This is a genomic window from Bacillus cereus, from assembly GCF_015071065.1.
Lineage (GTDB): Bacteria > Bacillota > Bacilli > Bacillales > Bacillaceae_G > Bacillus_A > Bacillus_A cereus_BA.
On sequence record NZ_VOVA01000002.1, the window covers coordinates 872,624 to 887,028 of the forward strand.

Genomic DNA, 14,405 nt, shown 5'->3' on the forward strand with positions numbered 1-14,405 from the left:
CCTATTTTGAAAAATATTGTATACTCTGAAACTATACGATACTTTTTCGTATACTTATAGAATGTAAGGAGTGACGAGATGAGAAAGACAAATAAGTATGTAACAGCTACCCTGCTTTGTTCAACAATTGTAATGGGCGGCTTACACGCGTCATCTGTATCTTACGCAGCTACGAAATCGACTGTAGTTACTACACAATCAGATGCCAAATTGTTAGATGATTTTCGAAAAGAATTAAAAAAACAGATTGATAATCGAGAAGAAAATATTACAATTGCATACAAAACGAAAGATAGAAATGCTAGAGATGTTATGGACCAATTATATAAGGAGTATAGTAAAATTGTAGATGCTGATGAGTATGTAAAATATAATGTGGCATCTACTAAGTATTCTATAAAAGGCATGCCAGGGAATTATACGTTTACATTACAAGTGGAGTATCGTGAATCAAAAGAGCAAACACAGTATGTAAAGTCTCAGGCGAAAGTAATTGTAAATTCTATCATTAAACAAGGCATGGATGAACATGAAAAAGTGAAAGCTATTCATGATTATGTTGTGAAACAAGTATCATATGATACGTCTTATCAAGCATATACAGCGTATGAAGCGTTAGCGAATCGTTCTGCCGTTTGCCAAGGATATACATTGTTAACATATCAATTACTAAAAGAAGCAGGTATTCAAAATCATATTGTAACAGGTACAGGGAATGGACAAGCTCACGCATGGAATTTAGTGAACATTGATAACAAATGGTACCACCTTGATACTACATTCGATGATCCAGTACCAGATAAAGCTGGGCGCGTGACATATTCATATTTTAATATGTCTGACGATCAGTTAAGCAAAGACCATGAATGGGATCGAAGTAAATATCCAGCAGCAACTACAAGTTACTTTGGTGAATTAACAAGTAAAATAAAAGCCGGTAGTTCAAAAACTGCTGCATATGAACAAATGCTAAAAGAAACAAATTTAAAGTATTTGTCTGCACAATATGGAGCGGAAACTTACAATGAATTTAAGGGGAAATTACAGCAACAATTTGCTTCCAAGCCAGAAAAAGTAGAAGTACGATATAAGCAGTCAATGGATGGAACGATGCAAGATATAAAGAAAGTATTAAATGAAGTAACTTGGCCAAAAGGTGCAAAGCGTGTATCTTATCAAGTTGCGCCATATAGTGCAATGACAGGTTATTCATTAGCGACAATTACATTTACGTATTAATGAAAAAGAGCATCTTTAAAAGGTGCTCTTTTTGCGTTTGGTTATAATCCTAGTGACTATTTAGAATTATGTGATAAAATAATTAAAAATAGAGGATGTGATAGTTGAATGAACTTGTTCGAAAGTAATATATTTACATTGATATATTCTTGTCTAGTAATCGGACTTGTAGTTTTGTTTCTCCTATCATTTACTTTGTTCATTAAAAGTTTATTGCAAAACAGCTCTGCGAAAAAACAACATATAATCAATATGAATCAGAAATTAGATCGGATTATTGAATTGCTTGAAAAAGATAAAAAATAATGGAAGATGTATGAAAAGGAGAAACAGATGGCGAATTACATAAAGGAATTACGTGAAAAAGTAGGGCATGATTATGTTATTTTGAATTTTGCTGGTGGTTGTGTATTTAATGAATGTGGAGAAGTGCTTCTGCAAAAAAGGGGAGACTTTAATGCATGGGGATTTCCGGGCGGTGCAATGGAAATAGGGGAATCTGCCGCAGAAACTGCCATTCGAGAAGTTAAAGAAGAAACAGGATATGATGTAGAAATTGATGAGCTCATTGGCGTGTATACGAAATATTTTCAAACATATCCGAATGGAGATCAGGCACAGGCAATTGTAATATTCTTTAAGTTTTCAATCGTTGGAGGGAACAAAAAAATAGATGGTGATGAAACGTTAGATTTGCAGTTTTTCCCGTTAGACAAAATGCCGCCATTGTTTAATAAACAACATGAAGATTGCTTGCATGATTTATTAGAGAAAAGAGTAGGGGTATTTCGTTAATATATAGAAAAAGAAGCTAATTTCCATTTAGCTTCTTTTTTATATAATTTACTTCCACCAATCATCAAACATAGATGCTGGGACTTGTCTTTTATGTTCACTCACTTTGTAACGCTTCTCGATTTTTTCAGAAACGTCAGCTGGAACGGATTTACCTTCTAAATAGTCATCTAGTTGATCATACGTAATACCTAACTCTGTTTCGTCAGCTTGACCTGGTTTTTCATCTAATAAATCAGCTGTTGGCATTTTTAAGTAAAGTCGCTCGTCTGCATCTAATTCTTGTAGTAAAGCACGTCCTTGGCGCTTCGTTAAACCTGTTAATGGTAATAAATCGGCACCGCCATCTCCGAATTTTGTGAAGAAACCTGTTACAGCTTCAGCAGCGTGATCAGTTCCGATAACAAGTAGCCCTTGTTGTCCGCCGATTGCATATTGTGTAACCATGCGAATACGTGCTTTTACGTTTCCTTTATTGAAATCTGTTAATGATTCACCTAATAAGTTTTCGTATTGATTTGAGAAGGAATCAACAGTTGAAGCGATATCAAAAGCAACAGATTGATCAGCTTGAATAAATTGTAATGCTAATTGTGCATCATCTTCATCTTTTTGTACTTTGTACGGAAGACGTACGGAGATAAATGTTGCGTTACCACCTTCATTACGCACTTCTTCGACTGCAAGCTGCGCTAAACGCCCTGCAAGTGTAGAGTCTTGTCCACCGCTAATTCCAAGTACAAATCCTTTAGCACCTGTTTTTCTTACATAATCCTTTAAGAAATCAATTCGTTTACGAATTTCTACTTTCGGATCAATTACAGGCTGAACGTGTAATGCTTTCATAATTTGTTCTTGTAATGTCATTATGTTTTCCTCCTATTCATTTTAAAGCAGTAAATAAGTTTATATGTATATTGGTACATATTTCTATCCTTTATTATTTCGCAAAACTAACGAATATACAATAGGATGCGTGTATGAATATGAATGTAGCTATTATAAATAAACTGTTTTATATAAGCAATTGTTTAAAACCTTTCAATAATGTAAGGTTTTTGTCATTTGAATCGATGGAAGGTATTTCCGAACTTTACTAATATAAAAGCATAGTTAGTAGAAGGGCGGAGAAGTAGCATGAACATTAGAGAACTCGCATTTCGAAATGTAACGCGAAATAGACGAACATACTCAGCTTACTTTTTGAGTAGTGCATTTGCCATTATGGCCTTTTTTGTATATTCATTTTTTGCGTTTCATCCGGCATTAAGTGCGGGAGAATTAGGGCAGTACGTATTTATAAGTATGTCTTTTGCACAGTCTATTATTTACTTATTTACATTCTTTTTTATTTTATATTCAATGGGAATGTTTTTGAAAACGAGAAAGCGTGAACTAGGAATTTTAATGATGCTAGGTATGACGAAATATCAATTAAAGCGTCTTATCTTCTTTGAAAATATCATGATTGGAATAGGGGCAATTATTTTTGGGATTCTTTCAGGTATGTTATTTTCAGGGATATTAATTTTTGTAGCCCCGATGATTTTAAAATTAGATATTTCTTTATCCTATTACATACCGATGAAAGCGATTGTTGTAACGAGTATTATGTTTTTCGTATTATTTATGATCATTTCATTGTTTAGTGCAGGAATGGTTCGTAAAAATAAAATTATGAAATTGTTTAGAGGATCAGCAGAGGCGAAGCCAGAACCGAAGGCATCTATAATTTCGTCTATATTAGCAGTAGTATTGCTTAGTGCTGGTTATGCAGGAGCTCTTATGTCACATGGTGCAATGGTATTTGTAATGATGATTCCTGTTACAACGGTAGTCATTATTGGTACGTATTTGCTGTACAAGCAGTTGAGCGTCTTTATTATTCGATTATGTAAAAAAAGTAAACGTTTCTATTGGACACAGACAAATATTATTACTTTGTCAGATTTAGCATACCGTATGAGAGATAACGCGAGAATGTTCTTTATTGTAACAATTATTTCAACAGTAGCATTTTCAGCAATAGGTACATTGGTTGGTTTTGCTTCGATGACGAAAGAAATTATGGACAGACCAATTGCGTTTCACTATCATTCTAAGCAAGGTAATAGCAATGAGTCACAACATCTGAAGATTATTGACGAAGGATTAAAGAAACATAATATAGCAGCTTCAAAAATAAATATTTCATCGAAGACAACGGAGGATCAGTCGTTAAGAAGCGCCAGTTTTATAGAAGAATCAGATTATAAGGAATATGCAAAGTTAACAGGAGAACCATTTAATACTGTATCAAATAAAGAGGCTTTATTTTTGTCAGTCGAAATACCAGGACCACCCATGAAAGAAAGAAAAGAAATTACTTTACCAAATGTGAATGAACCTTTAAATGTGAAAAAAGTTAATACTTCTTCATTAAGTAAAATACTAAGAGGTAATGTTTATGTAATCTCTAAAAATCAATATGATTCATTACAAGATGGATTTAAAGAAGAAAAAGATTATATGTATAAAACAAAAGGAACGAAAGATGAAATTGAGGTTGGTAAAGAGCTTACACATCAGATTAAGCCTTATCAAGAACATTCAACGTTTAGTGCAGAAGAGTACGATCAAAATCAAAGTTTACAAATCGCAGGACCCATTTTATTTGTAGGTTTCTTTATTGGTATTGTATTTTTCGTTTGTGCAGGAAGCTTTCTTTACTTCCGCTTATTTTCTGATTTGGAGGACGATACTCGTTTATTTGAAATGATTCGAAAAGTTGGATTGACGAGAGGCGAATTATCGAAAGTAGTCACAATCCGCTTAGCGCTTTTATTCTTCGTTCCAGTTGGAGTTGCAACATTACACGGGGCAGTAGCATTAACGGCATTAGGACAAATGTTTGAGTACTCACTTTTTAAAGAGAATACGATTGTATTAAGTATTTTTGTAAGTATTCAAGCTCTATATTTCTTCATTATACGATCTCGTTATTTAAAACAATTGAAAGAAAGATTGAATATTCGTTAAATGTGTTTTTTTAACTTTTGTACTATATTTTCTAAAAAGAGTAAGCCATTACCAAATATATAGTGATAAAATGAAAATAGCGAGGTGAAAAAAATAATAGAGAATAAGGGGGAGTAACATGAAAGCAACAGGAATTATTCGAAAAGTAGATGAATTAGGACGGATAGTTATTCCTAAAGAATTACGAGATGTATTAGGAATACAAATCAAATCACCACTTGAAATTTTTGTAGAAGAAGACAAAGTCATTTTACAAAAATATCAACCTTACAATGCTTGTCAAATAACAGGTGATGTTTCAGATCAAAATATTTCATTAGCAAATGGAAACATTACGGTTAGTATAGAAGGGGCAAAACATGTAATAAAAGAAATTGAGCAGTTTTTGAACAAGAGTGAGATTTAGTCTTAATTTATATTATTCTTTTGAAAAACTGAAAAATAAAAGGACCATTAATGGTCCTTTTATTTTGTTTATTGAGAAACATTTGAGAGGAAGGGAAATGGAACGAATAAAACGAATGTTAAATCTAAATGTATTCAATAGTGGTCTGAAATGAAAATAATACATTTTCAGGAGGGATTACGATGAATAGTAGTACAGCGAATAAACAAAAAGGCATTAAATTAATTCCGTTTACTGTAAATAAGGTCGTTGAGCAAGTAAATGAAATTCCACCAGGTGTACAACTGATTCATGCTCCGCAAGTATGGGAAAAGAGTGCGAAAGGGAAAGATATTGTCGTTGCCGTTTTAGATACAGGTTGTGATGTAAGTCATGTAGATTTAAAAGATCGTATTATTGGTGGAAGAAATTTCACAAAAGATTATGAAGGTGATCCGAAAATTTATCTTGATAATAATGGGCATGGTACTCATGTAGCGGGGACAATTGCAGCGACTGAAAATGGTGTTGGTGTTTTAGGAGTCGCACCACTTGCTAAAATGTTAGTTTTAAAAGTATTAGCTGGAGATGGTTCTGGAGGCTATGAGCAAATTATTGAGGCCATTCATTATGCTGTAAATTGGAGAGGACCGAATAAAGAGAAAGTGAGAATTATTTCAATGTCACTGGGTGGTCCGCAAGATGTACCAGAATTACATGAAGCTATTCAAAATGCGGTAAAACAAGACGTACTTGTCGTGTGCGCTGCAGGAAATGATGGAGATTGTAACGATGATACTTCAGAATTAGATTTTCCAGGTGCTTATTCTGAAGTAATTGAAGTAGGTGCTGTTAATTTAGAGCGGAAAATTTCATGCTTTAGTAATTCAAATCAAGAAATTGATTTAGTAGCACCAGGTGATGAAATACTGTCTACGTATCCAGAGGGGAAATATGCGGTATTAAGTGGTACTTCAATGGCGACGCCGCATGTCGCTGGGGCGTTAGCACTTCTCATTAAGCAGTGTGAGAGAGAGTATGGTAGAAAATTATCAGAGCCGGAAATATACGCGCAACTTATAAAAAGGACTGTACCTTTAGGGTATGAACGTACATCTGAAGGGAATGGATTAATAGATTTATTAAAAGAATAGTAATTACTAAAAAACATCTCATATAAATATGAGATGTTTTTTAGTATGGTTCTGTCGCGTGTATTACAACATCTAATAAACCAGGGAATCTAGCATTTAAGTCTTCTTCTCGAATTGAAATAAAACGCTGTGTACCTTCAAGGCGTGTATACATTACACCTGATTCACGTAAAACTTTGAAATGGTGAGATAAAGTTGATTTTGCAATAGGGATGTTTAATGCACCACAAGATTGTTCATTTTGTTCTAGTAACATATTTACAATTTGTAAACGAATTTGATCGCTAAGTGCATATAAGACTGAAGAGAATTGAATTTCTTCTCGATTCGGATGATAGAGTGTACGCATTTTTTCACCTGCTTGTATAAGTTAAGATATTTGCACTATAACATACAAAGTGGTATATTTCTATTGTTCGATTATAATCGAACAATAGAAATATAGGGGGATAAAAAATGAAGTATACAAAATTGCAAAAGGCAGGACTAAATATTTCAAAGTTGGGGTTAGGAACAAATGCTGTAGGGGGGCATAATTTATACGCTGATGTGAATGAGGAAGAAGGGAAACGATTAATAGAAGAAGCTATTCAGCAAGGAATTACATTTTTTGATACAGCGGATTCATACGGTTTCGGTAGATCAGAGGAATTGGTAGGAGAAGTATTAAAAGAGAAACGCCACGAATTTGTACTTGCTACAAAAGGTGGAATACAGCCGTTATTAAATGGAGAGGTTCATATTAATAATGAACCAAGCTATTTAAGAGATGCTGTGGAAAATAGTTTAAGAAGATTACAGACTGATTATATTGATTTATATTATTTACATTTTACAAATCCTGAAACAAGTTACATAGATTCAATCGGAGAGCTTACGTGCCTAAAAGAAGAAGGGAAAATCCGTTCAATTGGAATATCTAACGTAAATGTAGAGCAATTAAAAGTAGCGAATCAGTATGGAGATATAGATGTTGTACAATCGCCGTATAATATGTTGGATCGTGCTGCTGGGGAAGAACTTTTGCCATATTGTATCGAATCAGGTATTTCATTTATTCCGTACGGGCCTCTTGCTTTTGGGATACTAGGTGGAAAATATACAGAAGATTTCAAATTGAGTGAAGGGGATTGGCGTCAAAGTGTAAATCTATTTGAAGAAAATACATATAAGAGTAACTTTAAGAAAGTTGAGAAGTTAAAAGGCTTAGCTAAAGAAAAGAATCTCGAAGTATCGAATTTAGCTTTAGCGTGGTTATTAAACAAAAAAGGAATTGATACTGTTATTCCTGGCGGGAAGCGAGCGGAGCAGATAAGAGAAAGTGTTAGAGCAGTGGACGTTTTATTGAGTGAGATGGATATGAAGAAAATTAAATCTATATTAGAGGATTAATAGAAAAGAGGGATAATACCCTCTTTTCGTATATAAGGAGATGGCAAAAAATGAAAAGGGAGTTGCATCATAGAAGCGTTCTAAAGAAAAAGCACCATTTAGTTATGTACTAAAACAGTGCTTTTCGTTTAGATTGAACAGTTGCTGCGTTTTCGTCGTGTATTCCTGCATCATCAATAATTCGTTTTTTAGCTTTATTTAATAGATGGTCTACTGCTTCACCAAAATAGTTAGCTTCGCTTTTTGTGCGGGCTTCTCGTAAACATTTATAGTTTTCTAGCAGTTCCTCTTTTTCGGAGTTTGTTAAGAAATCTTCTATTTTCTTTTTTGTCATACGAAACACCCTTTCTTCTGACAAACGACGCAATAGAAAATATTTATTTTTCATTATAACAATAATTTTTTGAAAAAGTATAGATTAACGTCGCAATAATTTGTCAATTTCTTGAATTTTCTCATCAGCTTTCCCAATTTGCGTATTTTTAGCCTGTTCACCACCTAGAGCTTGATGAAGTAAAAAGGTTTGGCCTGAAATAGCGGTTACAATAGATACTTTTATTATTTCTTTAATTAAGGTGACATCGAATAAAACAAGTCCAAGAAGTGCAGCTAGGCTACCTGTAAATATATCGGTTAAAAACCCAAAGTGGAAAAACGTTTTTAAACGGCGTGGAAGCAATAACTTACCTTGGTTATTGATCAGATGGGAAACGAAGCCAGTAACGCCACCAACTAGAACAGCAGTTAGCCATTGATACATTTCCATCGAATCCACTCCTTTTAGTGAATAAGATTCGTGTATTAAATATATATTCCTTTTTAAATTTTATATCAGCATATTGAGAAAATTTGTTCTGGCTATTTGCTTGTTCAATTTAATTATAACAGAAAATTTTGATATATTTCAGTCTATTATATGAATGCAGAAAGGGGTGCGTGATATGAATATAGATTATCGAGTAAGAAGTGTAGATGGTTATACAAAAAATATAGGTGAATTAGTAAGTATGATGGAGCATACGAGGGCGGTAACATTACAGGAAATAAAAAATCTATTAGTTGAGCAATTAGATTTAAGTATGCCAAGTGGTGGAAATTCAATTGGTGCTTTATTAAAACATATAGCAGCTATTGAAAAAGTCCATCAGCTTATTTCTTTTCAAAATCGTGATTTTACAAAAGAAGAATTAGAAATATGGGAAGATGCACTGTATTTAGGGGAAGCGGGGAAATCTATTCGTGGCTATGACATACCGTATTATGTACAACTTTTGCAAAAAGTGAGAGAAGAAACACTAAAGTGTTTGAGTGAACAGGATGACGAATGGCTAATGTCAGAAAGAAAGTGGCCTAATGGCGTAGCGTATAATCAGCACTACCTTTGGTTTCATGTGCTAGAAGATGAAATTAGTCATCGCGGACAAATTAAAATGCTAAAAAATAAGTTGTTTGAAAATTACGTTAAATAAGGTAGCTTTTTAATGGGATATTCCATATAATGAGAGTAATTAAAATGAGAACGGGGTGATGTATTATGGCGAAATTAACTTATATGAATAATAAACCAAATACAAAGGTGGACGGAAAGGGCGATACTCTATAAGTGAGCGCACAATCCTTCCACTAAGTTCAAACTAGGGAGGATATCAATTTGGATCAAAATATTTTAGAATCGTTCGGATGGGATGCTTTTTTTGAAGAACAAGCTGTAGAGAACTATGAAGTAGGACGTATTTTACTTGAGCATAAGCATATATATCGGATTATTTGTAATGATGGTGAATATGTAGCGGAACTGTCTGGAAAGTTTCGTCATGAAGCGGTAACGAAAGGAGATTACCCAGCGGTTGGTGATTGGGTGTATATAAAGAAAATAGAAAATGAGAAAAAGGCAATCATTCATCGTATTTTTTCGAGAAGAAGTTCTTTTTCAAGACAAGAAGCTGGTAATAGAACTGAAGAACAAATTATTGCAGCAAATGTAGATTATTTATTTTTAGTGAATGCACTTAACCATGATTTTAACGTAAGAAGGCTGGAGCGTTATTTACTATTAGCGTATGAAAGTGGTGCAATGCCTGTTATTGTTTTAACAAAAAGTAGTTTATGTGAAGATGTGGAACAAAAAATCGTAGAAACGGAAGCTGTTGCAATTGGTGTTCCGATCTTCGTCGTCGATAGTTTAGAGCATACAGGTATTGACTCGTTACAACAATTTGTTGCTTCAGGAAAAACAATTGCTTTAGTCGGCTCATCGGGGGTTGGAAAATCTACTTTGTTAAATGCACTCGTAGGAATTGAGATAGCGAAAACGGGAGATATACGTGAGGAAGATAGCAAAGGGCGGCATACGACAACTCATCGTGAGCTGTTCCAACTACCGAGTGGGGGCTTAGTCATTGATACTCCTGGCATGAGGGAGTTGCAGCTTTGGGAAGGAAGCAATGCAATTCAAACAACATTTTCTGATATTGAAGAACTTGCAAAAACATGCCGCTTCCGAGATTGTAAACATGAGAATGAACCAGGATGCGCAGTGCATAAAGCAATTGATAACGGGCTAATGACGATAAATCGTTTGCAAAGCTATAAAAAATTGCAAAGAGAATTGGCGTATTTTATGAGAAAACAAGATGCTATTCTCGCAAGAGCTGAGCGTGATAAGTGGAAGAAGATTTCTAAACAACATAAAAAAATGTAAAAAACCAAAGGACTATTCCTTTGGTTTTTTGTATTTGTAAATTTTATAATAATATTATTCATATATATAGACAAAAGGGAAATATTTGTTTAAACTTTACAAGGTGTTTATCAAAAACGAATTGTAAAAATAGAGGATAGGGAATGGGATATATTCATAATTGGTTATTTATCTTTAAAACTTAATATTTAAATGTAGGAGGTTTATAATGAGTAAACTGTTAAGGTGGTTTCGAGATATAAAAGTAGCAAAAAAGCTATTAATTTCATTTTTGGTAATTTTAATTGCAGCTGTCTCTATTATTGGAGGCATGTCTTATCAAACGGCTAAAAAGAATTTTGAATCACAAATTACGAGTAGTGCTCACGATAATATAAAAATATTAGATAATTTAATCAATCAAATGATTGAGGCAAAATTTAACGAAATAAATAACTTTGCACGAGTGATTCATAGTGATATGTATCAAGGAGATAATCAAGATGAATTAAGAAAGGTGTTATCTCAATATATTAATTTAAATAAAGATATTGAACAAGTATATGTTGCCGGCAATGATAAGAAGTTTGTGCAAGAACCAAATATACAAATGGCAGCAGATTATGATCCAACAACCCGCTCTTGGTATAAAGATGCAGTGAGTAAACAAGGTGGAATCGTGGTCACTGAACCGTATAAGGCGAAAGGAAATGGACATATTGTCGTAACGATTGCGAAACAAACAGAAGATAAAAATGGTGTTGTTGCGGTAGATTTAAGTTTAGAGAATTTATTGAAAACAACAAAGCTGATCAATATTGGTAAAAAAGGATATACTTTCATTTTAGATGGAAAACAAAAAATAATTGCGCATCCTCAAGAAAAACCAGGAGATAAAGCAGCTGATTCTTGGGCAAAGAAAATTTACGAAGATAATCAGGGCACTTTTTCATACACGTATGACGGTAGTGAAAAGAAAATGGTATTTGCTACAAACTTAAAAACAGGATGGAAAATCGGTGGAACGATGTACTCAAATGAAGTAATTGAAGCTGCTCAGCCTGTATTTTATAATATGTTAATGGTTATGCTTATTTCACTAGTTATAGGAGGAGCACTTATTTATTTCGTAACGCTTTCTATTACAAAACCTTTAAAGAGATTAGTTGCCACTTCTAAAGAAATAAGTGAAGGAGATTTAACGCAAACAATTGAAATTCATTCAAACGATGAAATTGGTCAACTTGCAAAAGGTTTTAATGAGATGACAGATTCACTACGAACGTTAATTGGAAGAATTAATGATTCGGCCGGGCATGTTGCAGCGGCATCAGAAGAGCTAACTGCGAGTGTAAGACAAGCGAGTGAAGCAACGGAACAAATTACAATGGCAATGGATGAAATATCAAGTGGGGCAACGACGCAAACAACAAGTGTAGAAAATGGTGCGATGTTACTGTTTGATGTAACAGAAGGAATTCAGCATGTAGCAAATAGTTCATCATCTATTAATACGGCTTCTACTCATACTCGTGAAAAAGCAGAAGATGGTGGAAAGCTAGTAGGGAAAACAGTAAATCAAATGCAGTCTATTGCAGAATCTGTTTCACAATCTGATGCAGTTATACAGTTATTAAATAATAAATCAAAGCAAATTGGTGACATATTAGAAGTAATCCAAAATATTGCAGATCAAACAAATCTTCTTGCTTTAAATGCTGCAATTGAAGCTGCAAGAGCTGGTGAGCACGGAAGAGGATTTGCGATCGTTGCAGATGAAGTACGTAAATTGGCAGAGCAATCTAGCGTATCTTCCAGTGAAATTAGTAAATTAATATGTGAAATACAAGATGATATGAGTAAGACAGTAAAATCTATGGGTCATGTAAATGAAGAAGTTCAATCTGGACTAGTTATTGCAAATGAAACGAAGCAAAACTTTGCTGAGATTTTACAATCTACAAATGAAATTGCTAATCAAATTAAAACGATGGTTGAAACGGCTAATGGGATGTCAAAAGGTGCCAATGAAGTATCTATTTCAGTAGGGCAAATTGCAATGACAGCACAGAATAATGCGACGAGTACACAAAGTGTCGCGGCGTCTGCTGAAGAACAATTAGCTTCGATGGAGGAAATTGGTTCCGCAGCTGGTACATTATCTCAAATGGCTGAAGAGTTGCAAGGATTAATTGAAAGATTTAAAGTGTAAAGAGAGATAACTGCCTCAAAATAGCATTCGTGCTATTAGAGGCAGTTTTTTTAGCAAATATTTTAATAATTAGTGGAGGATGGGCGGAAAAAGGGGGTAATGAAAAAGGAGAAAGCAGAACAAGAGGCAGCTGAAAAACAACGGAAACAACAAGAAAAAGAAGAACAGAAAAAACAACAAGTTGAAGCTACAAAAAAGGAAGAACCAACAACTACTTCTGGTAAACACTATTAAAGGCTTAAAAGACGAATTATCCATTGGGATGCCATTTAATGATTACCTTGCTAAAAAGAAATCATTAAATGTAGAGAATCTCTTCAGTATTTCACTCGGAAAAGGTAATGTAGGTAGTGTTCTGCAAGCTCAAGATGGAGTATTAGTTGTATGTATTGATGGAGAAAAGATATTTGATTTAAAAACATTTAAAAATATTGATGAAGCTAAAGAATACGAAAAGAGTTTAAAAATAAAACAATAGACTTGAATCATATTTCTCAATGAACAATATAACTTAGCATAGTAAAATAACATATCCATAAAAAGGTGATTTCATATAATATTATTTATATGAAATATTAAAATGAAGATAGGGGAAGTGAATATGGACAAGAAGCTAACGTATTGGCTAGGATCGATTATAGGGGTAATAGTACTTGCAGCTGGTATGACTTATGGAATGTTACAGTTTGCTGAAGTACCAATGGGTAGTGAGAAGCATGATTTTGCAGAGTCTGAGTATAAAGAAGCACCACCATCGAATGAAGCAGAAATTGAAGGTTCAAATGCACAACTCCACATCACTACAAGTTCTACTGAAGAAGAAGTTATTTCAGCAATGCATAGCATGACTCATCAAAAAGTAAAAGTGAATGACGGACGGGGAGCAACTCCTATGTCTAAAAAGAATGCAGAAAAAGTAAGAAGCATTTTAAACCAAAATGATTTCAAGAACAAAGAAGAACTATTAGCAATCACTGAAAGATGGGTAAATAGAGATTTTAGTAAAATCGTAGAAGAACATAACTATTTCTGGGAACTTCAAGACGGCAAGATAGGTAAAGCTACAGAAATGGATCCGATAGAAGAGCAAGCATTCTCTTTAAATAATTTCGGTGATGAAGTAACAGCCGCTTTACATAAATCAGGAGATCTTTAGTACGTTGGATAATAATAAACATCTATAAATTATGATTAGAAGCTTCCCTTTGTGTATTTATCTTTTCTGAATTTCTTCAATACATAGATGCGATCTCAAGTCGGAGGAAGGCACCTTAGGGTGTCTTTTCTTTATTTTCAAAAGGACCTGCTCAATTAATGCGTAAAAACATAAAGTAAAATGAATCCGTTAAAATACATGAGTGACCCCTTGTTTTCTCCTCTTATCTAAAGGAGGAACTATTATGGGCTTTGGTGGTAGTTGCAGTAGTTGTGGTGGCGGCTTTGCTTTATTAGTTGTATTATTTATTCTATTAATCATAGTTGGAGCTTCTTGCTTCTGCTAAAAAAACTATCAGAAAGGACGCTCATTTG

Annotated in this window: 16 protein-coding genes and 2 pseudogenes; 14 read left to right on the top strand and 4 right to left on the bottom strand. The window is 33.9% G+C overall.

Annotated elements, in window-relative coordinates; translation table 11 throughout:
- Positions 1 to 78: 78 nt before the first annotated feature.
- The 3 genes from FT637_RS10520 (at position 79) to FT637_RS10530 (ending at position 2,034) form a co-directional block, all read left to right on the top strand.
- A complete protein-coding gene (locus FT637_RS10520; RefSeq protein WP_193646210.1) occupies positions 79 to 1,239 on the top strand; it encodes a transglutaminase domain-containing protein in 1,161 nt (386 codons plus the stop codon).
- A 108-nt stretch (positions 1,240 to 1,347) separates the two neighbouring features.
- Entirely contained in the window at positions 1,348 to 1,545 is a 198-nt protein-coding gene (locus tag FT637_RS10525; protein WP_193646211.1) for a DUF4083 domain-containing protein, read from the top strand.
- Positions 1,546 to 1,572: 27 nt separating this feature from the next.
- Positions 1,573 to 2,034, top strand: a complete 462-nt coding sequence (locus FT637_RS10530; RefSeq protein ID WP_193646212.1) for an NUDIX hydrolase — start codon at positions 1,573 to 1,575, stop codon at positions 2,032 to 2,034.
- A 48-nt stretch (positions 2,035 to 2,082) separates the two neighbouring features.
- On the opposite strand, the gene nadE is transcribed toward FT637_RS10530, so the two are convergent.
- Positions 2,083 to 2,901 (bottom strand): ammonia-dependent NAD(+) synthetase, encoded by an 819-nt coding sequence (nadE, locus tag FT637_RS10535; protein WP_193646213.1) that lies wholly within the window; start codon positions 2,899 to 2,901, stop codon positions 2,083 to 2,085.
- A gap of 270 nt (positions 2,902 to 3,171) precedes the next feature.
- On the opposite strand from nadE, the gene FT637_RS10540 reads away from it, so the two are divergent.
- The 3 genes from FT637_RS10540 to FT637_RS10550 all read left to right on the top strand — a co-directional run bounded on the left by FT637_RS10540 (position 3,172) and on the right by FT637_RS10550 (position 6,591).
- A complete protein-coding gene (locus tag FT637_RS10540; protein WP_193646214.1) occupies positions 3,172 to 5,052 on the top strand; it encodes an FtsX-like permease family protein in 1,881 nt (626 codons plus the stop codon).
- Positions 5,053 to 5,170: 118 nt separating this feature from the next.
- A complete protein-coding gene (locus FT637_RS10545) occupies positions 5,171 to 5,458 on the top strand; it encodes an AbrB/MazE/SpoVT family DNA-binding domain-containing protein (protein WP_002118493.1) in 288 nt (95 codons plus the stop codon).
- A 182-nt stretch (positions 5,459 to 5,640) separates the two neighbouring features.
- Complete coding sequence (locus FT637_RS10550; protein ID WP_193646215.1) at positions 5,641 to 6,591, top strand: serine protease; 951 nt, start codon at positions 5,641 to 5,643, stop codon at positions 6,589 to 6,591.
- Positions 6,592 to 6,631: 40 nt separating this feature from the next.
- On the opposite strand, the gene FT637_RS10555 is transcribed toward FT637_RS10550, so the two are convergent.
- Entirely contained in the window at positions 6,632 to 6,940 is a 309-nt protein-coding gene (locus FT637_RS10555) for an ArsR/SmtB family transcription factor (RefSeq protein ID WP_193646216.1), read from the bottom strand.
- A gap of 107 nt (positions 6,941 to 7,047) precedes the next feature.
- On the opposite strand from FT637_RS10555, the gene FT637_RS10560 reads away from it, so the two are divergent.
- Positions 7,048 to 7,983 (top strand): aldo/keto reductase, encoded by a 936-nt coding sequence (locus FT637_RS10560; RefSeq protein WP_193646217.1) that lies wholly within the window; start codon positions 7,048 to 7,050, stop codon positions 7,981 to 7,983.
- Positions 7,984 to 8,092: 109 nt separating this feature from the next.
- On the opposite strand, the gene FT637_RS10565 is transcribed toward FT637_RS10560, so the two are convergent.
- Entirely contained in the window at positions 8,093 to 8,317 is a 225-nt protein-coding gene (locus tag FT637_RS10565; RefSeq protein ID WP_128281344.1) for a hypothetical protein, read from the bottom strand.
- 84 nt (positions 8,318 to 8,401) lie between these two features.
- The gene (locus tag FT637_RS10570) at positions 8,402 to 8,749 is read right to left on the bottom strand and encodes a DUF4257 domain-containing protein (protein WP_002202297.1); all 348 of its coding nucleotides are present in this window, start codon (positions 8,747 to 8,749) and stop codon (positions 8,402 to 8,404) included.
- Positions 8,750 to 8,924: 175 nt separating this feature from the next.
- Between FT637_RS10570 and FT637_RS10575 the strand changes: the two genes are divergently transcribed.
- The 7 genes and pseudogenes from FT637_RS10575 (at position 8,925) to FT637_RS10600 (ending at position 14,377) form a co-directional block, all read left to right on the top strand.
- Complete coding sequence (locus FT637_RS10575; RefSeq protein ID WP_193646218.1) at positions 8,925 to 9,452, top strand: DinB family protein; 528 nt, start codon at positions 8,925 to 8,927, stop codon at positions 9,450 to 9,452.
- Positions 9,453 to 9,634: 182 nt separating this feature from the next.
- A complete protein-coding gene (rsgA, locus tag FT637_RS10580; protein WP_193646219.1) occupies positions 9,635 to 10,684 on the top strand; it encodes a ribosome small subunit-dependent GTPase A in 1,050 nt (349 codons plus the stop codon).
- Positions 10,685 to 10,994: 310 nt separating this feature from the next.
- Positions 10,995 to 11,933, top strand: a pseudogene (locus FT637_RS30575) (cache domain-containing protein); the annotation flags it as partial.
- A 123-nt stretch (positions 11,934 to 12,056) separates the two neighbouring features.
- Entirely contained in the window at positions 12,057 to 12,875 is an 819-nt protein-coding gene (locus tag FT637_RS30580; protein ID WP_407057248.1) for a methyl-accepting chemotaxis protein, read from the top strand.
- 87 nt (positions 12,876 to 12,962) lie between these two features.
- Positions 12,963 to 13,353, top strand: a pseudogene (locus FT637_RS10590) (hypothetical protein); the annotation flags it as partial.
- A gap of 123 nt (positions 13,354 to 13,476) precedes the next feature.
- A complete protein-coding gene (locus tag FT637_RS10595) occupies positions 13,477 to 14,031 on the top strand; it encodes a PRK06770 family protein (protein WP_193646221.1) in 555 nt (184 codons plus the stop codon).
- Positions 14,032 to 14,275: 244 nt separating this feature from the next.
- Positions 14,276 to 14,377 carry a YjcZ family sporulation protein gene (locus FT637_RS10600; protein ID WP_000505688.1) on the top strand — a complete coding sequence of 34 codons (102 nt, stop codon included), beginning with the start codon at positions 14,276 to 14,278 and terminating at the stop codon, positions 14,375 to 14,377.
- Positions 14,378 to 14,405: the final 28 nt, after the last annotated feature.

Excerpts from the sequence above, each read along its gene's own strand:
- FT637_RS10520 (WP_193646210.1), top strand. The coding sequence starts at position 79 with ATGAGAAAGACAAATAAGTATGTAACAGCTACCCTGCTTTGTTCAACA.
- FT637_RS10525 (WP_193646211.1), top strand. The coding sequence starts at position 1,348 with ATGAACTTGTTCGAAAGTAATATATTTACATTGATATATTCTTGTCTA.
- FT637_RS10530 (WP_193646212.1), top strand. The coding sequence starts at position 1,573 with ATGGCGAATTACATAAAGGAATTACGTGAAAAAGTAGGGCATGATTAT.
- nadE (WP_193646213.1), bottom strand. The coding sequence starts at position 2,901 with ATGACATTACAAGAACAAATTATGAAAGCATTACACGTTCAGCCTGTA.
- FT637_RS10540 (WP_193646214.1), top strand. The coding sequence starts at position 3,172 with ATGAACATTAGAGAACTCGCATTTCGAAATGTAACGCGAAATAGACGA.
- FT637_RS10545 (WP_002118493.1), top strand. The coding sequence starts at position 5,171 with ATGAAAGCAACAGGAATTATTCGAAAAGTAGATGAATTAGGACGGATA.
- FT637_RS10550 (WP_193646215.1), top strand. The coding sequence starts at position 5,641 with ATGAATAGTAGTACAGCGAATAAACAAAAAGGCATTAAATTAATTCCG.
- FT637_RS10555 (WP_193646216.1), bottom strand. The coding sequence starts at position 6,940 with ATGCGTACACTCTATCATCCGAATCGAGAAGAAATTCAATTCTCTTCA.
- FT637_RS10560 (WP_193646217.1), top strand. The coding sequence starts at position 7,048 with ATGAAGTATACAAAATTGCAAAAGGCAGGACTAAATATTTCAAAGTTG.
- FT637_RS10565 (WP_128281344.1), bottom strand. The coding sequence starts at position 8,317 with ATGACAAAAAAGAAAATAGAAGATTTCTTAACAAACTCCGAAAAAGAG.
- FT637_RS10570 (WP_002202297.1), bottom strand. The coding sequence starts at position 8,749 with ATGGAAATGTATCAATGGCTAACTGCTGTTCTAGTTGGTGGCGTTACT.
- FT637_RS10575 (WP_193646218.1), top strand. The coding sequence starts at position 8,925 with ATGAATATAGATTATCGAGTAAGAAGTGTAGATGGTTATACAAAAAAT.
- FT637_RS30580 (WP_407057248.1), top strand. The coding sequence starts at position 12,057 with ATGGATGAAATATCAAGTGGGGCAACGACGCAAACAACAAGTGTAGAA.
- FT637_RS10595 (WP_193646221.1), top strand. The coding sequence starts at position 13,477 with ATGGACAAGAAGCTAACGTATTGGCTAGGATCGATTATAGGGGTAATA.
- FT637_RS10600 (WP_000505688.1), top strand. The coding sequence starts at position 14,276 with ATGGGCTTTGGTGGTAGTTGCAGTAGTTGTGGTGGCGGCTTTGCTTTA.